This window comes from Mycobacterium sp. 2YAF39 (genome assembly GCF_052114565.1).
Lineage (GTDB): Bacteria > Actinomycetota > Actinomycetes > Mycobacteriales > Mycobacteriaceae > Mycobacterium.
Genome location: NZ_JBFREZ010000016.1, coordinates 1 through 16,522 on the forward strand (window position 1 = coordinate 1; position 16,522 = coordinate 16,522).

Sequence of the window (16,522 nt, forward strand, 5' to 3'; positions counted from 1 at the left end):
AACACGGCCTGATACCTCTGCTCGGCCACGCTCAACTCCCTCATCAAGAGAGTGTCAAGGATCAGCCGAAACCACTGTCAAGCATCAGCCGAAACACCGTCAGGCATCACCCGACATAGAAACGTCAAGCATCAACCGACGTCATACACACACCGTGGTGCCCCCACCAGGGCTCGAACCTGGGACCTGCGGATTAAAAGTCCGTAGCTCTACCAACTGAGCTATAGGGGCGCGAGGGATCAGGATACTGGGTGGGTCCGGAGGGGTTCGTTTGAGGATTGGGGTGTCGGTAACCTAAGCTATCGAGGCTCCCAGCGTCATTTCGTTGCGAGTACCCCGGAGTGATTCGGATGGGCCCCCATCGTCTAGTGGCCTAGGACGCCGCCCTTTCACGGCGGTAGCACGGGTTCGAATCCCGTTGGGGGTACGCGCGGCGCATTGCGATGGGTCGCAACAGTAAGGCCCTGTGGCGCAGTTGGTTAGCGCGCCGCCCTGTCACGGCGGAGGTCGCGGGTTCGAGTCCCGTCAGGGTCGCCAGTTATTGCCGAGGCACTTCGGTTCTCGACAAGACCGGTGCCTTCCGGCCAGGTAGCTCAGTTGGTACGAGCGTCCGCCTGAAAAGCGGAAGGTCGCCGGTTCGATCCCGGCCCTGGCCACCGGAATGAGCAGCCGACAGCTAATCGGTACCCTGGCGTACCATCGACGACGTTGCCCCGCGAGGGCAGGTGCTGCACCTCCTACAGCCGGCCGATATGCTGCCGGTATTGCATCGCGACTTGAGGCCTTGGAGCGGGGGGTTGGCGGCGCACGGTCGACGAGGAGAATCCATGGGCAAGTCCAAGCGCACGCTTAGCGGCCGCACCGTCGTCATCACCGGCGCCGCATCCGGTATCGGCCGCGCGCTGGCGCAACGGCTTTCGGCGCACAGCTGCGCGGTGGTCATCGCCGACGTGAACGAGGAGGGTCTCAAGGAGACCGACGCCCTGCTGGACGGGCCGTCCCTCGTGCGCGTGCTGGACGTTCGCGATGCTGAGGATCAGCGCGCCTTCGCCGCAGAAGTCCGCGAGTGGGCGCCCCACCCGATCGGTGCGGTGTTCAACAACGCGGGCGTGGCGGTCGCCCGCACCGTCAGTGAGGCGGTCGTCGAGGACGACGACTGGCTGTGGGATATCAACTTCCACGGCGTCGTCAACGGCACCCGAGCATTCCTGCCAATCCTTGTCGAGCAGGACGAAGGCGCCATCGTGAACACCTCCAGCGTGTACGGGCTGCTCGCCGTACCGAACCAAAGCGCCTACTCCGCAGCCAAATTCGCGGTCCGCGGATTCACCGATTCGTTGAGGCATGAACTGCGCGGCACAGGCGTCACGGCCATCACGGTGCATCCCGGCGGGATCAACACCAACATCGTCCACAACGCTCGATTCCACGAAGGACCCGATGGTGTGGACCGGGAGAAGATGGCGAAGGACTTCGCGGCGGTCGCGATGACGGAGCCTGACAAGGCCGCCGCGAAGATTCACCGCGGTGTTGAGAAGGGCAAGGGCCGAATTCTCATCGGACCCGACGCATACCTGTTGGACGCCGTCGCGAGGGTCGCGCCCACGCATGGCTACGGGGTGATCAGCACGTTTGGCAACGCGCTCGGACAGTTGTCGGCGCGCATCAAGCGGCAGCCGGCGGTGGATCCGGCTACACCGGCTTAGGGGACCAGCACCACCTTGCCGACGTTCTCGCGCGCGGCCAGGATGCGGTGGGCCTCCCGCGCGTTGTCGAACGGCACAGCCGCATGCACGACCGGGTTCACGACTCCGGCTCGGAGTGCCTCCGATAGTGGCCCTATCCACGGCTCGAGCGTGCCCCTGTCATCCCACAGCGCCAGCATGTTGAGTCCGATGACGGCCTTGGATTCCGAGAGCTGCGTGGTCAGGTTGAATCCGCGCAGCATCGGCAGCAGCTGCGGCACAACGGTGCGCAGGGAGCGCTTCTCACCCTGCTGCAACGCTGAGATGCCGTACGCCACCAACCTGCCACCGGGCCGCAGCAGGCTGTACGAGCGGCGCAGTGACGCGCCTCCGATGGCGTCGAGAATGATGTCGTAGGGCGGCAGATCCTTCCACCAGCCGTCGCGCCGGTAGTCGATGGTGCGATCCACACCCATTTCGGTGAGGGCCTGATGCTTGCCGGGTGACGCGGTGCCGTGGATCTCGACTCCTGCGGGTTTGGCGAGCTGGATGGCAGCGATCCCGACGCCGCCCGCCGCCGCGTGGATGAGCACTCGTTCACCCGCCCGGAGCGATCCGTACCCGTACAGCGCAGCCCATGCCGTGGCGTAGTTGACCGGTACGGCGGCGCCCTGCTCGAAGGTCAGCGCGTCCGGTAGTGCCACCGTGTCGATCTCCTTGACATTCACGATCTCGGCATAGCCGCCGAAACGCGTTCCGGCCAATACCCGTTCGCCGACACGTGCGGCGTCGACACCGTCGCCGACCGCCTCGATCGTGCCCGATACCTCGTAGCCGACCACGCACGGCGGTTTGGGGGCTTCGGGGTAGAGGCCGACACGGGCCATGTGGTCGGCGAAGTTCACTCCCGCGGCGCGCACCGCGATGCGCACCTCGCCGGCCGCAGGCGGTGGCGGATCGGGCCGCTCCTGGACCTTGAGCACCGAAAGGTCGCCGTGCTTGGTGATGACGACGGCGCGCATACCTACGCCGTCGCCTTCGCCTGCTCGAACACGGTCGCGTCGTGCGCGCAGACCATCAACAGGTCGGGCTCCTGACGCCGGTACAGCTCGGTCAGGCGGGCGTGGTTGTCCGCCACCTTCTTTCGATCGAATGCGAGCAGCGGCTCGATGATCTCGAGTGGGCGCGGAACCTTCGAATGTCCGTCCACGGTGCCGGGGTGGTAATAGGCGTCCCCGCAGTGCAGCACCCAGCGGTGCCCCGCGTCAACGGCGATGCACGCGTGCCCGCGGGTGTGGCCGGGCAGCGACACCAGCACGATTCCCGGTGCGATCTCGTCGAGCTCCTTGGCGGCGGCGAATCCCCGCCACTTCTCGCCGGTGGGGTCGTGCTCGACGAGCTTGGGACCGTGCGCCCATTGGACAGCGCGGAAGCGCGTCTTCTCCTTGAACGACGGATCACGTACCGCGCCCTGCACTTCGGCGGTGGTCACGTGGACCTGTGCATCGGGGAAGTCGGAGATGCCGCCGATGTGGTCCATGTCGAAATGCGTGATGACGATGTGGCGGACGTCGGCCCGGGTGTACCCGAGTCGCTCCACCTGACGCAACGCCGTTTCGTCGCGGTCGAACGCCGGCTTGAACACATGACGGGTGGGTCCGATCCGGGCGTGGTCGTCGCAGTCCTTCGAGCCGTATCCCGTATCGACGAGAACCAGACCGTTGTCGGTTTCGACGAGCAGGACATGGCAGACCATCGGCGGTGTCAGGTACGGGGTCATCGTCCCGCAGTTGAGATGGTGGACCTTCACAGCTCTCCTGTTCCGGCCAGTGCCAGCAGCTCGCCGCGCCCGATCTGGGTGACCAGGCTGGCGGAGTCGAAGTAGATGCGTTCGTTGATCACGCGGTCGTCCTCGAAGTAGAACACCGCGATGATCGGCACCCGGAACGACTTGCCCGTCGGCGGCAGACCGTAGAACTCGCCGAGATTGGTTCCCAGCAGGTCGAATTCGACGATGACGGCATCATCGGCGACATGGAAGCGGGAATTGTCATGTCGCTGGTCCGGGAAGGCGGTCCTGGTGGTCCGGTAGTACCCCATGACCTCGTCGTCACCGTCGAAAACCTGGCCGGTGGCCATGATCTCGTAGTGCGGGTGCCCGTTAAAGGTGGCCAGGGTGCGGTCGAACTCCTTGGTCACCTCGGTGTCCATGTGTTCGCGGATCACCGCGAGGCGGCGGTCGCGCAGATCGTCGGAGAGCATGCGTGAACTGTAGGCCGCCGCCCGTGGGTCAGACCGCCGTTTGCAGCGTCGACTCCGTCTGCTGGTGCCGGCGCTGACGCTCGATCGCGGCGAGGTAGAAGGCCCACGCGAACGCCGAGCTGGCGAACAGCAGGAACAAGCTGAACAGCCATGCGTGTCTGATCCCGCGCCGGCGCCCGTCGATGATGGACCACACGGGGAAGATCAACAGGCTCATGATCGTGTAGTCCTGGCTGGCCGAACTGGCGGCGGGGTTGTCGTAGCCGAGCATGATGAACTCCGACCAGCTCCCGGGACCCCAGATGAAGTTGTGCATCCCGCCCGCGGGGGCGTAGTCCGCCACGTACTGGTGGTTGAAGTAGTAGCCGAGCACAACCGACGCGATCCCGACGACGTAATAGAACAGCTCGAGCGCGGACACCGACGGCCCCGACGAAACCCGCGCGAATATGCCCGGATTCGTTCTGACGACGAAGGCCAATGTCGCAAATGCGAGCACGAGGTGGACGATCAGCGAGGCCATAGGCAGCGAGTCTCGCCAGCATCCCAAGTTTTGTCAATATTGACATAACTTCGTACGGTATTTTCTCCCCATGGTCCGGCCCGCCCAGACGGCACGAAGTGAGCGCACGCGCGAAGCATTGCGACAGGCGGCTGTGGTGCGCTTCCTTGCCCAGGGCGTCGAGGACACGTCGGCCGATCAGATCGCGGCCGACGCCGGCGTATCGCTGCGGACGTTCTATCGCCACTTCGCGTCCAAGCACGATCTGCTCTTCGCCGACTATGCCGGTCTGCAGTGGTTTCGGGCGGCGTTGGCAGCGCGCAGTCCCGACGAGTCGATCATCGACTCGGTGCACTCGGCGATGATGGCGCGGCCGTACGACGATTGGGCCGTCGCACAGACCGCCGCGCTTCGCGCCGAGGAGATCGAACCCGACCGGATCGTGCGCCACATCCGACAGGTCGAGGCCGACTTCGCCGAAGCCATCGAACAGCACCTCACCGAGGAGGATCCGCCGGCGCCGGGCACCGACGAACGCATGAAGATCGCCGTCACCGCGCGGTGCATCGCGGCGGCGGTCTTCGGGGCGATGGAGGTGTGGATGCTCGGTCAGGAGCGCTCGCTGCCCGAATTGTCGCGGCTGACCCGGGCGGCACTGGACACGCTCGCCGACGGGATCAGCTGAAAGTTTTGTCAATATTGACAAAACGTTGACCGCGTGCCAGCCTCAGCCCATGGCTGACTTTGACGCGATCGTCGTCGGTGCGGGACACAACGGATTGACCGCCGCCGCACTGCTTCAGAAGGCCGGGCTGCGCACGCTCTGCCTCGACTCCAAGCTGTATGCCGGTGGTATGGCCTCCACCGTCGAGTTGTTCGACGGCTTCAAGTTCGAGATCGCCGGGTCGGTGCAGATTCCGACCGCAGCGGTGGTCAGTCGTGAACTCGGACTCGACGCGCTGCCCACCGTCGACCTCGACGTGATGTCGGTGTCCCTTCGCGGCGTCGGCGACGAACCGCTCGTCTACTACACCGACCCGATGAAGCTGATGACGCACATCAACGAGGTGCACGGGGCGGAAGCCGTCAACGGGATGGCCGGTCTGATGGCGTGGTGTCAGGCGCCGACCCGCGCGCTGGGACGATTCGACGCCGGTCAGCCCCCGAAGACGCTCGACGAGATGTATGCCTGCGCGACAAACGAATTCGAACGCTCGACCATCACCGATCTACTCTTCGGCTCGGTCACCGATGTGATCGACCGCTACCTGCCGGACACCGAGAAGCACGGCGCGCTGCGGGGCATGCTTTCGCTGCTCGCGTGCAACACCACCTATCGCGGACCCGCGACCCCGGGCACCGCTGCGGCGCTGGCGTACGGCTTCGCCGTTCCCGACGAGAACGCGCTGCTCGTCAAAAAGCTGCGGGGTGGCATCGGCGCGCTGACCTCGCACCTGTGCGACGTGTTTACCTCGGCGGGCGGCGAACTGCGACTGCGCGCCAAGGTTGAGGAGATCCTGGTCGCCGGCGGTCGCGTGAGCGGTGTGCGCCTCGAGGACGGCTCGAACGTCACGGCACCGATCGTCATCTCCGGACTGGCGCCCGACCTCACCATGAACCAACTGGTCGCGGCGGGCGCGGTGCCCGACGATATCCGCGAACGGTTCTCCCGCATCGACCATCACGGCAGCTACCTGCAGATGCATTTCGCGCTCGACGGCATTCCGGAGTTCGCGGCGCCGTACGAAATGCTCAACGACCCCGCCATGCAGTCGAACATCGGAATCTTCTCCACCCCAGAGGAATTGCAGAAGCAGTGGGAGGATTGCCGACGCGGCATCGTGCCCGCCGACCCGTCCATCGCGTTGCAGATTCCGTCGGTGAACGACCCGGGCCTGGCACCTCCGGGCAAGCACGCGGCGTCGGCGTTCTCGCTGTGGTTCCCGATCGAGGAGTCAGGTTCGAGCTACGGGGAGATGAAAGCGGAGATGGGCCAGCGGGTTATCGACAAGCTCACCCGACTCGCCCCGAATTTCGAGAGCCTGATTCTGAAGCACACCACATTCACCCCCAAGCACATGGGCACGATGTTCGGCGCTCCCGGCGGCGACTACTGCCACGGGCTGATCCACCCGGACCAGATCGGGCCCAACCGGCCGGGGCCCAAAGGCTATGTCGACCAACCGATCCCGATCGACGGCCTTTACCTGGCCAGTGCCGGATGCCACGGCGGACCCGGCATCACGTTCGTACCTGGCTACAACGCGGCCAAGCAGGCGCTCGCCGACGCGAAATAGCGCACTCGTCTGGCGACTGTGCGGTTTGGCGCGCAACACGCCACGCAGGCGGAGAAAACCGCATACTCACGGGCGGTGACGCCGCGCAGCGGGCGTTGTTTCCGATTCCCCGTACTCGGGCATCCACCGGCATGGGACTCACCGTCGCGGTCACCGGTCCAACGGGCGAGATCGGCATCTCGGCAGTCACAGAGTTGGAACGCGATCCCGGCGTCGACCGAATCATCGGGATGGCCCGCAGGCCGTTCGACCCAGCGCAGCAGGGGTGGACCAAAACCGAATACCGGCAGGGGGACATCACGGAGCGTGCTGAGGTCGACCGCCTGGTCTTGGATGCGGACGTCGTCATCCACCTTGCGTTCATCAATCATGGGCTCGCGCGAAGAGAGCGCCCGTGTGAACCTCGCCGGCACCCGCAATGTGTTCGAGGCGACAGTGGCAGCTCAACGTCCGCGCCGACTCGTTTACACGTCGTCTGTGGCGGCCTACGGCTATCACTCCGACAACCCCGTCCCGATCACAGAGGATGTACCGCCGCGCGGTTCACCCGAGCACTACTACTCGGAGCAGAAGGCCGCCTGCGAAGCCGCGCTGGTCGACATCGCCGGCGGCTCGCCGCTCGAGGTTTACGTGCTGCGGCCATGCATCGTCGCGGGGCCCAAAGCGACGGCGATGGCCGACGTGATGCCCTGGAACAAGCTGCCGGGCGCCGTCAAACGTCTCACGCAGGCGCTGCCGGTGCTGAAGCCGCCGTTCCCCGACCCTGGTACGCCTCTGCAGTTGGTTCATCACGACGACGTCGCCACAGCAATAGCTTTGGCCGCCACGACTTCAGCGCCACCGGGCGCATACAACCTTGCCGGTGACGGCGTGGTGTCGATGTCGACCGTGGCCACGGAGCTCGGTGCCCGCCCCGTGCGGGTGCCCAGAGTCGCGGCGACGGCCGCTTCGGCGATGGTCGCCCGACTGCCGTTCGTCCCGTCGGCGCTGGAATGGCTGCACGTCGGCCGGACCTCGGTGGTGATGGACACGACCAAGGCCAAGACGCAACTGGGCTGGTCGCCGAGACACACTGCAGCCGAGACGTTGTCAGCGCTCGCGGAAAGCGTCTAGGAGGCGGGTCCGCTGGGCGTCGCGCCACCCTCGTCCGACCAGTCGGCGCCGTCGTCAGCACCCTTCGCCGGATCGCTCTCGACGTCGTCGTCCGCACCTTTGGGGCCCACGTCGGTCTCTGTGGTGTCGGGCTTGTCGGGGTTGTTCGTAGTCATTTCGGTGATATACCCAAGTTCAGTCGCCTCGACGCCGAAGCTGGGCCATCCAGTCGCCGGGCACACGGTCCGCCGGTCCCGGAGCGGGCTGATCTTCTGGATGGCTCTCGGGCGCCGCGAGTTCCGGCCCGTCGTAGTAGGAGTTGGTGTCGTAGTTCCAGAACCAGTCCTCGCCCGGTTCGAACGACCGGATGATGGGGTGTCCGGTCTCACGCCAGTGCGCCGTCGCGTGGCGAGCCAGAGAGTCGTCGCAACAACCGATGTGGCCGCACGCGGCGCACCGGCGAAGGTGCACCCACCACCCATTGACGGCATCGCACTCCACACAGCCGGTCCCGCTCGGCGGAACGGTCGGATCGACGGCATCGCTCATAGTCGATGAGCCTACCGATTTCGGCGCCCACCGCAGACAAGCCTTAAACTCACGACGATTCGATCTTGATGAGCGAAACCAAATGTGTTGAGGCAGCCTGCGAATTACCGTAATTGACGGCATTGTTCGCCGAATATCACGCGTTGACAGCTAATCCCCGCTCTCCTAGCGTTCGCCCAAAGCTGACGACGATGGGAATTCAGGTGCTGTTCGCAGAGGAGTGCTCGCGCACCGCGGCGATGATGCCGCTGGCGTCGTGGTGCGTGTGTGCCGCTCGGCGAAAAGAGTAAGCCGGTGCCGCAATCCCTCGGTTGCCGACCATGACGGAGGCAGCCTGGTCAAAGCCCGCCCTCGCGGTGGGCGATTTCGTCGTACTCTCCGGCGAGACCTTCGCCGCGATGGTCCGCAGGCCGTTCGCCTGGCGTGAGCTGATCGAGCAGATCTGGTTCGTCGCGAGGGTGTCCATCGTCCCGACTCTCGTGTTGTCGATTCCGTACACCGTCCTGATCGTGTTCACGCTGAACATCGTGCTGATCGAGGTCGGTGCCGGTGACTTGTCCGGTGCGGGCGCGGCGCTGGCGTCGGTCACCCAGGTGGGCCCGGTGGTGACCGCGATCGTCGTCTCGGGTGCGGGCGCGACCGCGATGTGCGCCGACCTGGGCGCAAGGACCATCCGCGAGGAGATAGACGCGATGAAGGTCATCGGCGTCAACCCCGTTCAGGCTCTGGTGGTGCCGCGGGTGATCGCCGCGACTTTCGTTGCGCTGATGCTCTATTCGGTCGTCGCGGTGGTCGGGCTCTTGGGCAGCTACTTCTTCGTGGTGTACGTCCAGAACGTCACACCGGGCGCCTTCGTCGCGGGGCTGACGCTGTTGACGGGGCTGCCCCAAGTGATCGTGTCCTTGGTCAAGGCGCTGCTGTTCGGACTGTCCGCCGGCCTGATCGCCTGCTACAAGGGTCTGCACGTCGGCGGGGGTCCCACCGCGGTCGGTACCGCGGTCAACGAAACCGTCGTCTTCGCGTTCATGGCACTGTTCCTGATCAACATCCTGGCGACGGCGTTCGGTGTGAAGGTCGCGCCGTGAGCGAGCGTGCGAGCGAACCATCGACGTGGACGGTCATCGATCGCACCCGCAAGCTGGGCGAGCAGACCGCCTTCTACGGACAAGCTCTGATCTCCACTCCCGACGCGATCCGGCGCTATCCGACCATGGTGCTGCGCCAGATCGCCGGTATGGGAATCGGAACCGGGGCACTGGCCGTCATCGGCGGCACGGTGGTCATCATAGGGTTCCTCACCCTGTCCACCGGAGCGTTGATCGCCGTACAGGGCTACAACACCCTGTCCAACGTCGGCATCGAAGCGCTCACCGGATTCCTCGGCGCCTTCCTCAACGTCCGGTTCATCGCGCCCGCCACCGCAGGCGTCGCGCTGGCGGCCACCATCGGCGCCGGCGCGACCGCGCAGATCGGCGCGATGCGGATCAACGAGGAGATCGACGCGCTCGAGGTGATGGGCATCCGGCCCATCACCTACCTGGCGTCGACCCGGATCGTCGCGGGGGTGGTGGCGGTCATCCCGATCTACACCGTCGCGGTGCTGATGTCCTTCCTGGCCACCCGATTCGGCACGACGGTCGTCTACGGGCAGTCGGAGGGTGTCTACGACCACTACTTCTCGTCGTTCCTGCATCCGACGGATCTGCTGTGGTCCTTCATCGAAGCGCTGGCGATGGCCGCGGCCGTCATGGCGGTCCACACCTACTACGGCTACACCGTGACCGGCGGCCCCGCGGGTGTCGGTGAGGCGGTCGGCCGCGCGGTGCGCATGTCCATCACCGCGGGCGTCTTCATCCTGCTGACCATCACGCTGTCCGTCTACGGTCAGTCCGGCAACTTCCACCTGTCGGGGTGACGGCATGACCAGCCCGCTGAATTCACCCCGCCGCGGGGGCATCGATCCCATCTGGTGGGCCCCGGTGCTGTTCCTGCTCGCCGCCGCGCTCATCGCGCTGACCGCAATGCTGTTCTCCGGAACGTTGTCCAGGAAGGTTCCGCTGACGCTGGTCTCTGACAGGGCGGGACTCGTCATGGAGAACGGCGCCAAGGTGAAACTGCGCGGCGTGCAGATCGGCGAGGTCCGAACCATCGGCACCCAATCCGGCGCCGGTGGCGATCTCTCCAAGCTCACGCTCAAGATGGACCCGGGGCCGTTCCAGTACCTGCCGAGCAACGTCGAGGCGGAGATCAAGTCCAGCACCGCATTCGGCGCCAAATACGTCGACCTCATCGTGCCCTCGGACGGCGCGAGTGCCGAGCCGCTCAAACCGGGTTCGGTGCTGCGCTCGCGCAATGTGACCGTCGAGGTCAACACGGTGTTCCAGAATCTGGAGGGCGTGGTGGCTGCGATCGACCCGGCGAAGCTGAACTCGGTGCTGACGGCCGTGGCCGAATCGCTGCGCGGCAAGGGCGATGTCATCGGGGAGGCGATCACCGGCGGCAACAACGTGCTGCTCGCCGTCAACCCGCGCATGGATACCGTCCGCAAGGACTGGCAGCTGTTCGGTCAGACTACGGCGGCGTATTCGGATGCCGCGCAGGACATCCTGTCGATACTGGACAACTTCTCGAGCACCAGCACCACGATCTCCGGCAACGCACAGGCACTCGACTCGCTGTTGCTCTCGGCGGTCGGCTTCTCCCAGTCGGGTATCAACACGATCGGCGGCAACCAGCCCAATCTGGTGCGCGCGGTCAACACGGTGGTGCCCACGACCGACCTGCTCTACAAGTACTCGCCGACGTACACCTGCCTGTTCCTCGGTGCGCAATGGTTCTTGGAGAACGGTGGGCGAGACGCGTTGGGCGGCAACGGAAAATCCGTCATCATGGATGCCGCGTTGCTGATGGGCGACGACCCGTACCGTTATCCCGACCATCTGCCGAGGGTCAACGCGACCGGCGGTCCCGGCGGCAAGCCCAGCTGCGGTTCGCTGCCCGACATCAGCAAGAACTATCCGGTGAAATACCTCGTCACCGATACCGGCTTCGGCACGGGGCTCGACGTGCGACCCAACCCCGGCATCGGATTCCCCGGAATCGCCAACTACTTCCCGGTCACCAAGGCCAATCCCGAGCCGCCGAGAATCCGTTACCCCGGGGGTCCGGCGCCGGGTCCGCTGCCCACCTACGCCGGCGCACCCCCGTACGGCGCCGCGCTGTACGCGCCGGACGGAACTCCGCTCTACCCGCCGCCGCCACCCGGCGTACCGCCGCAGGTGATGCCGGGGACGCCGATACCGGGGGGACAACCATGAGAGGTACCGGGCGCACCCTCACGCGGGTGGCGTTGTTCACCGCAATGTGCCTCGCCTTCATGTTCGTGCTCGTCACCGTGTTCGGACAGTTCCGGTTTGACGCGAGTTCGACCTACAGCGCGGTCTTTTCGAATGTGTCGGGTCTGAAGGGCGGCAACTTCGTCCGCATCGCCGGGGTCGAGGTCGGCAAGGTCAGGAACATGACCCTGCACAAGGACGGAACGGTCACGGTGGAATTCGCCATCAATCAGAACCTGACGTTGACGCAGGGCACCAAGGCGGCGGTGCGCTACGAGAACCTGATCGGTGACCGGTACCTGTCCCTCGAAGAGGGCGCGGGCTCCGTGCACAAACTTCAACCGGGCCAGACGATTCCACTGGAAAGAACCTCACCCGCGCTCGACATCGACGCACTCCTCGGTGGGTTCCGTCCGCTGTTCCGCGCACTCGATCCGGATCAGGTCAATGCGCTGTCGGGTGAACTGCTTCGGGTCTTCCAGGGCCAGGGCGGCACCATATCGTCGGTGCTGTCCCAGACGTCGGCGCTGACGTCGACGTTGGCCGGTCGCGATGAACTCATCGGTGAGGTGATCAAGAATCTCAACACCGTGCTGGCGACGTTCGCCGCCCGCGATGACCAATTCTCCGAAGGGCTGGAAAAACTTTCGCAGCTCGCGCAGGGGCTGTCCGACCGCAAGGGTGACATCGCGACGGCAACGGCTCACATCAACGCGGCGGCGGGGACGGTCGCCGACCTGTTGACCGACGCACGCCAACCCATCAAGGAAGCAGTGACTCAGGCCGACCGCGTCTCGGGTCAGATCATGTCCGACCACGAGTACGTCGACGACCTGCTCAAGACGCTTCCCGACGCGTACCAGGTCCTTGCGCGACAGGGCCTCTACGGCGACTACTTCGGCTTCTATCTCTGTGACGCCGTATTGAAACTCAATGGCAAGGGCGGTCAGCCGGTCTTCGTCAAACTCGTCGGCCAGGACACGGGACGGTGCGCAGCGAAATGACGCGATTCACACTGAAGCGGCCACACATCAAACCTCTGGCCGAGCGCAATCGGCTGGCGGTCGGCATCGTCGGCATCCTCGTCGTCGTGCTAGCGGTCATCGCGACCTTCTCCTACGACAAGCTTCCGTTCATCAAGGGCACCACCGACTACTCTGCGTACTTCGCCGAGGCCGGTGGCATCAAGCCGGGCAGTGACGTGCGGGTGTCGGGGATGTCCGTCGGGCGGGTGTCCGGCGTGAAACTCGACGGCACGAAGGTGTTGGTGGACTTCACCGTTCGCGACGGCATCGAGCTCGGCGACCGCACCGAGGCCGCGATCAAGACCGAAACCGTACTCGGCAACAAGATGCTCGAGATCACCCCGCGCGGCGATGGCCGACTCGACGGCACCATTCCGCTCGAGCGCACCAAGTCGCCCTACGACCTTCCCGCCGCACTCGGCGACCTGACCACCACCATCAGCGCGCTGGACACCTCGCAACTGTCGTCGGCGCTGACGACCCTGGCGGACACCTTCAAGGACACGCCGCCCGATCTGCGGATCGCCCTCGAGGGCGTGGCGCGGTTCTCCGACACGCTCAACGCCCGGGATGCCCAGCTGCGCAATCTGCTGTCCGACGCCAATAAGGTGACCGCGGTGCTCGGCAAGCGCAGCGATCAGATCGCGAGCCTGGTCGTCAACACGAACGCGCTGCTGAGTGAGATTCTGTCGCAACGTGATTCCGTCGACGCGCTGATGAACAACCTGACGGCGGTGTCCGCGCAGATCTCGGGACTGGTGGCCGACAACCGCACAACCCTCAAGCCTGCGCTCGACAAGGTCAATGGCGTGCTGAGCATCCTGGACAACCGCAAACAGGAACTTCAGCGCACGCTGTACCTGCTGCGACGGTACGCCATGTCGTTCGGTGAAGTGCTTGGGGCGGGGCCCTTCTTCAAGGCCTCCTTGGTCAACCTGTTGCCCGGCCAGTTCGCCCAGCCGTTCATCGACGCCGCGTTCTCCGATCTGGGTCTGGACCCCAATGTGCTACTGCCGTCGCAGCTTGTCGACCCCGGCGTCGGTCAACCCGGCACCCCCGCGCTTCCGATGCCCTACCCGCGCACCGGTCAGGGCGGCGACCCGCACCTGAATCTGCCCGACGCGATCACCGGTAATCCCGGAGACCCCGGATGCGGGCCGCCCGGAGTCCCGTTGCCCGGCCCCACCGGTTGCTATCCGTACCGTGCACCACTACCTGCGCCGCCGCCGGGTGGGCCCCCGCCGGGGCCGCCCGCCCTCGGACCCGCTCCGGGTGAACTTCCGCCACCCACGGTCGGGCCGCCGGTGCCTGCGCCTGCAGACGGAGGGCAGTGAGCATGTCGACATGTAACGTGCGGATCGCGCTGGCGACAACCCTTGTCGTCATCCTGGCCGCGGCCATCACCCTGGTGGCCACGCCCTGGGGGCAACGCGCCACCAAGGACACCTTCGTGGCGTATTTCGCCAACGCCAACGGTCTGTACACCGGAGACGAGGTGCGCGTCCTCGGAGTCGCGGTCGGCACCGTCGACGCGATCGATCCGCAGCCGAACCGCACGAAGGTCACCTTCTCGGTCGACCGGAATGTGCCGGTGCCCGCGGATGCGAAGGCCGCGATCCTGTCGCCGTCGCTGGTCAGTGCGCGGGCGATCCAGCTCGTCCCCGCGTACTCCGGCGGCCCGAAACTCGCTTCGGGGGACGCGATTCCGCAGGACCGAACGGCGGTTCCGGTCGAGTGGGACGACTTCCGGCAGCAGTTGGAGAAGCTCACCGAATCGTTGCAACCGACCACGCCGGGCGGTGTCAGTCCCGTGGGCGAGTTCATCAACACCGGCGCGGCCAACCTGCGCGGCAACGGTGAGACCGCCCGCGACACCATAATCAAACTCTCGCAGGCGGTTTCAGCGCTGGGCGACCACAGCACCGACATCTTCACCACCGTGCGGAATCTGCAGTTGCTGGTGTCCGCCCTGACATCCAGTAGTGATCTGCTTGCCGCGTTCAACACCAATCTGGCCGACATCTCCACCGTGTTGTCGAACACCCCCAACGAGGTGGCCGACGCGACGCAGGGTCTGGACGGGGCGGTGACCGATCTGCGCGGGTTCGTCGCCGAGAACCGGGAAGGCGTCGGGGTGACCGTCGACAAGCTCGCCTCGATCACCACGGCGCTGAACGACAGTCGCGGAGACATCAAGCAGGTCCTGCACATCACGCCGACCGTGTTCCAGAACTTCATGAACATCTACCAGCCTGCGCAGAGTTCGGTGACGGGCATCCTGGCGCCGGTGAACTTCGCGAACACCGTCCAATTCATCTGCAGCGCAATCGAGGCGGCATCACGACAGGGCTTCGAGAAGTCGTCGAAGCTGTGCATGCAGTACCTGGCGCCGATCATCAAGAACCGCCAGTACAACTACTTCCCGCTGGGGGTCAACCCGTTCGCGGGCGCGTCGGCGCGGCCCAACGAGATCACCTACAGCGAGAACCGGCTGAATCCCAACCTGCCGCCTCCGTCGCTCGCGAACGTACCGCCGCCGGGCACGCCACTGCCCGCAGAAGCCGCGCTGCCTCTCGCGCCGCTGCCGAACGCGACACCCACCGATCCCAACCAGGGTCTCGAAGGGCTGATGGTGCCCGGGAGTCCACCGTGAGGCGCGTGCTGGCCGCGGTGCTCGCCCTCGCGTGCGCACTCGTGCTGTCGGGATGCGGTGATTGGCGGGGCCTCAATTCGCTGAGCCTGCCCGGCACCGAAGGTGACGAGGACGGCTCGTACACGAGCCAGGCGCAACTGCCCGATGTGGTTGTCATCCAACAGAACACCCGGGTACGTGTCGCCGACGTCAACGTCGGCAACGTCACAAAGATCGAGGTGCAGGACTGGCACGCCTTGGTGACCATGCGCATCAACAACGATGTGCATCTGCCCGCCAACGCCACCGCCAAGGTGGGTACAACCAGCCTGCTGGGCTCGATGCACATCGAACTGGCCCCGCCCACCGATGTGCCGCCGGAGGGTGAACTGAAGAACGGCTCGGTGATCCCGCTGTCGGCCGCCAGTACCTATCCGACCACCGAGCAGACGCTGGCGTCGGTGTCGATCCTGCTCAACGGCGGCGGGCTGGGCCAGCTGCAGGAGATCAACCAGACGTTCGCCAAGGCGCTGGCGGGCCGCGAGAACGACATGCGCAGCCTGCTGATCCAGCTGGACATCTTCATCAAGAAGCTCAATGAGCAGACCGACGACATCATCTCTGCCACAGAGAATCTCAACGCTCTGGCCGGTCAGGTCGCGGCCAAGGACGACACTGTCGACAAGGCTCTGCGGACCATTCCGCAGGCCATCTCGGTGCTCGCGGATTCGCGCGAGAAGCTGGCGGACGCCATCGACGCGCTCGGCAAGTTCAGCGCCATCGCGACCTCGACGGTCAACCAGACAAAGGAGGCGCTGATCGCCAACCTGCGCAACATCGCGCCCGTCTTCCGCGAACTCGCCAACGCCGGACCCGCACTCACCAAAGGCCTGGACTTCCTGTCGACGTATCCGTGGGTGAAAAGCACCGTCCCCAACTGGTTCCGGGGCGACTTCGCGAACATCACGCTCGTCATCGACCTCACGCTCAGCCGGCTGGACGCGGGGCTGTTCACCGGGACGAGGTGGGAAGGCGATCTCACGGAACTCGAACTGCAGTGGGGCCGCACGATCGGCCAGAAGCCCAGCCCGTACACGGCCGGCAACCCGTTGATCGCGCCGTACCGATGGGGGGCCTACTGAC

General features: G+C 65.4%; 16 protein-coding genes, 4 tRNA genes and 1 pseudogene. 14 read left to right on the forward strand and 7 right to left on the reverse strand.

Annotated features, from left to right (window positions below):
• Positions 1–155 precede the first annotated feature (155 nt).
• Positions 156–231, reverse strand: a tRNA-Lys gene (locus AB4Z42_RS27540).
• Between the two features lie 123 nt (positions 232–354).
• Here AB4Z42_RS27540 and AB4Z42_RS27545 point away from each other — a divergent pair.
• The 4 genes from AB4Z42_RS27545 to AB4Z42_RS27560 all read left to right on the forward strand — a co-directional run bounded on the left by AB4Z42_RS27545 (position 355) and on the right by AB4Z42_RS27560 (position 1,706).
• Positions 355–427 (forward strand) — tRNA-Glu (locus AB4Z42_RS27545).
• Positions 428–460: 33 nt separating this feature from the next.
• Positions 461–537: transfer RNA gene (locus AB4Z42_RS27550), tRNA-Asp, on the forward strand.
• 45 nt (positions 538–582) lie between these two features.
• Positions 583–656, forward strand: a tRNA-Phe gene (locus tag AB4Z42_RS27555).
• A 171-nt stretch (positions 657–827) separates the two neighbouring features.
• The gene (locus tag AB4Z42_RS27560; protein ID WP_442012426.1) at positions 828–1,706 is read left to right on the forward strand and encodes an SDR family NAD(P)-dependent oxidoreductase; all 879 of its coding nucleotides are present in this window, start codon (positions 828–830) and stop codon (positions 1,704–1,706) included.
• Here AB4Z42_RS27560 and AB4Z42_RS27565 read toward each other — a convergent pair.
• Genes AB4Z42_RS27565 through AB4Z42_RS27580 form a run of 4 tightly spaced genes read right to left on the reverse strand, consistent with a single transcriptional unit; the run spans position 1,703 to position 4,470 of the window.
• Positions 1,703–2,707, reverse strand: coding sequence for a synaptic vesicle VAT-1 family membrane protein (locus tag AB4Z42_RS27565; protein ID WP_442012427.1), 1,005 nt, complete (start codon positions 2,705–2,707; stop codon positions 1,703–1,705). The genes AB4Z42_RS27560 and AB4Z42_RS27565 overlap by 4 nt on opposite strands.
• Before the next feature lie 2 nt (positions 2,708–2,709).
• Positions 2,710–3,495: an MBL fold metallo-hydrolase gene (locus AB4Z42_RS27570; RefSeq protein WP_442012428.1), complete on the reverse strand. Its 786-nt coding sequence runs from the start codon at positions 3,493–3,495 to the stop codon at positions 2,710–2,712.
• Entirely contained in the window at positions 3,492–3,947 is a 456-nt protein-coding gene (locus AB4Z42_RS27575) for an ester cyclase (protein ID WP_442012429.1), read from the reverse strand. The genes AB4Z42_RS27570 and AB4Z42_RS27575 overlap by 4 nt, the downstream gene beginning before the upstream one ends.
• Before the next feature lie 28 nt (positions 3,948–3,975).
• On the reverse strand, positions 3,976–4,470 hold the full coding sequence (locus AB4Z42_RS27580) for a DUF2834 domain-containing protein (RefSeq protein ID WP_442012430.1): 495 nt from the start codon (positions 4,468–4,470) through the stop codon (positions 3,976–3,978).
• A 70-nt stretch (positions 4,471–4,540) separates the two neighbouring features.
• Between AB4Z42_RS27580 and AB4Z42_RS27585 the strand changes: the two genes are divergently transcribed.
• The 3 genes and pseudogenes from AB4Z42_RS27585 to AB4Z42_RS27595 all read left to right on the forward strand — a co-directional run bounded on the left by AB4Z42_RS27585 (position 4,541) and on the right by AB4Z42_RS27595 (position 7,859).
• Positions 4,541–5,134: a TetR/AcrR family transcriptional regulator gene (locus tag AB4Z42_RS27585; RefSeq protein WP_442012431.1), complete on the forward strand. Its 594-nt coding sequence runs from the start codon at positions 4,541–4,543 to the stop codon at positions 5,132–5,134.
• Positions 5,135–5,183: 49 nt separating this feature from the next.
• Complete coding sequence (locus AB4Z42_RS27590; protein WP_442012432.1) at positions 5,184–6,746, forward strand: phytoene desaturase family protein; 1,563 nt, start codon at positions 5,184–5,186, stop codon at positions 6,744–6,746.
• A 131-nt stretch (positions 6,747–6,877) separates the two neighbouring features.
• Positions 6,878–7,859: pseudogene (locus tag AB4Z42_RS27595) on the forward strand (NAD-dependent epimerase/dehydratase family protein).
• Here the strand turns inward: AB4Z42_RS27595 and AB4Z42_RS27600 are convergent.
• Positions 7,856–8,014, reverse strand: coding sequence for a hypothetical protein (locus AB4Z42_RS27600; RefSeq protein WP_442012433.1), 159 nt, complete (start codon positions 8,012–8,014; stop codon positions 7,856–7,858). The pseudogene AB4Z42_RS27595 and the gene AB4Z42_RS27600 sit on opposite strands and share 4 nt — an antisense overlap.
• A gap of 19 nt (positions 8,015–8,033) precedes the next feature.
• Positions 8,034–8,387 carry a UBP-type zinc finger domain-containing protein gene (locus AB4Z42_RS27605; protein ID WP_442012434.1) on the reverse strand — a complete coding sequence of 118 codons (354 nt, stop codon included), beginning with the start codon at positions 8,385–8,387 and terminating at the stop codon, positions 8,034–8,036.
• Positions 8,388–8,707: 320 nt separating this feature from the next.
• On the opposite strand from AB4Z42_RS27605, the gene AB4Z42_RS27610 reads away from it, so the two are divergent.
• Genes AB4Z42_RS27610 through AB4Z42_RS27640 form a run of 7 tightly spaced genes read left to right on the forward strand, consistent with a single transcriptional unit; the run spans position 8,708 to position 16,521 of the window.
• Entirely contained in the window at positions 8,708–9,472 is a 765-nt protein-coding gene (locus AB4Z42_RS27610; protein WP_442012435.1) for an MlaE family ABC transporter permease, read from the forward strand.
• Positions 9,469–10,302: an ABC transporter permease gene (locus AB4Z42_RS27615; RefSeq protein WP_442012436.1), complete on the forward strand. Its 834-nt coding sequence runs from the start codon at positions 9,469–9,471 to the stop codon at positions 10,300–10,302. Before AB4Z42_RS27610 ends, AB4Z42_RS27615 begins: the two co-directional genes overlap by 4 nt.
• Positions 10,303–10,306: 4 nt before the next feature.
• On the forward strand, positions 10,307–11,704 hold the full coding sequence (locus tag AB4Z42_RS27620; RefSeq protein ID WP_442012437.1) for an MCE family protein: 1,398 nt from the start codon (positions 10,307–10,309) through the stop codon (positions 11,702–11,704).
• Complete coding sequence (locus tag AB4Z42_RS27625; RefSeq protein ID WP_442012438.1) at positions 11,701–12,726, forward strand: MCE family protein; 1,026 nt, start codon at positions 11,701–11,703, stop codon at positions 12,724–12,726. Before AB4Z42_RS27620 ends, AB4Z42_RS27625 begins: the two co-directional genes overlap by 4 nt.
• Positions 12,723–14,081 (forward strand): MCE family protein, encoded by a 1,359-nt coding sequence (locus tag AB4Z42_RS27630; protein ID WP_442012439.1) that lies wholly within the window; start codon positions 12,723–12,725, stop codon positions 14,079–14,081. Before AB4Z42_RS27625 ends, AB4Z42_RS27630 begins: the two co-directional genes overlap by 4 nt.
• Positions 14,078–15,400 carry an MCE family protein gene (locus AB4Z42_RS27635; protein ID WP_442012440.1) on the forward strand — a complete coding sequence of 441 codons (1,323 nt, stop codon included), beginning with the start codon at positions 14,078–14,080 and terminating at the stop codon, positions 15,398–15,400. Before AB4Z42_RS27630 ends, AB4Z42_RS27635 begins: the two co-directional genes overlap by 4 nt.
• Positions 15,397–16,521 carry an MCE family protein gene (locus AB4Z42_RS27640; RefSeq protein WP_442012441.1) on the forward strand — a complete coding sequence of 375 codons (1,125 nt, stop codon included), beginning with the start codon at positions 15,397–15,399 and terminating at the stop codon, positions 16,519–16,521. Before AB4Z42_RS27635 ends, AB4Z42_RS27640 begins: the two co-directional genes overlap by 4 nt.
• Position 16,522 lies beyond the last annotated feature (1 nt).

Coding starts and splice junctions, on each gene's coding strand:
- AB4Z42_RS27560 (WP_442012426.1), top strand. CDS start 828: ATGGGCAAGTCCAAGCGCACGCTTAGCGGCCGCACCGTCGTCATCACC.
- AB4Z42_RS27565 (WP_442012427.1), bottom strand. CDS start 2,707: ATGCGCGCCGTCGTCATCACCAAGCACGGCGACCTTTCGGTGCTCAAG.
- AB4Z42_RS27575 (WP_442012429.1), bottom strand. CDS start 3,947: ATGCTCTCCGACGATCTGCGCGACCGCCGCCTCGCGGTGATCCGCGAA.
- AB4Z42_RS27580 (WP_442012430.1), bottom strand. CDS start 4,470: ATGGCCTCGCTGATCGTCCACCTCGTGCTCGCATTTGCGACATTGGCC.
- AB4Z42_RS27585 (WP_442012431.1), top strand. CDS start 4,541: ATGGTCCGGCCCGCCCAGACGGCACGAAGTGAGCGCACGCGCGAAGCA.
- AB4Z42_RS27590 (WP_442012432.1), top strand. CDS start 5,184: ATGGCTGACTTTGACGCGATCGTCGTCGGTGCGGGACACAACGGATTG.
- AB4Z42_RS27600 (WP_442012433.1), bottom strand. CDS start 8,014: ATGACTACGAACAACCCCGACAAGCCCGACACCACAGAGACCGACGTG.
- AB4Z42_RS27605 (WP_442012434.1), bottom strand. CDS start 8,387: ATGAGCGATGCCGTCGATCCGACCGTTCCGCCGAGCGGGACCGGCTGT.
- AB4Z42_RS27610 (WP_442012435.1), top strand. CDS start 8,708: ATGACGGAGGCAGCCTGGTCAAAGCCCGCCCTCGCGGTGGGCGATTTC.
- AB4Z42_RS27620 (WP_442012437.1), top strand. CDS start 10,307: ATGACCAGCCCGCTGAATTCACCCCGCCGCGGGGGCATCGATCCCATC.
- AB4Z42_RS27625 (WP_442012438.1), top strand. CDS start 11,701: ATGAGAGGTACCGGGCGCACCCTCACGCGGGTGGCGTTGTTCACCGCA.
- AB4Z42_RS27630 (WP_442012439.1), top strand. CDS start 12,723: ATGACGCGATTCACACTGAAGCGGCCACACATCAAACCTCTGGCCGAG.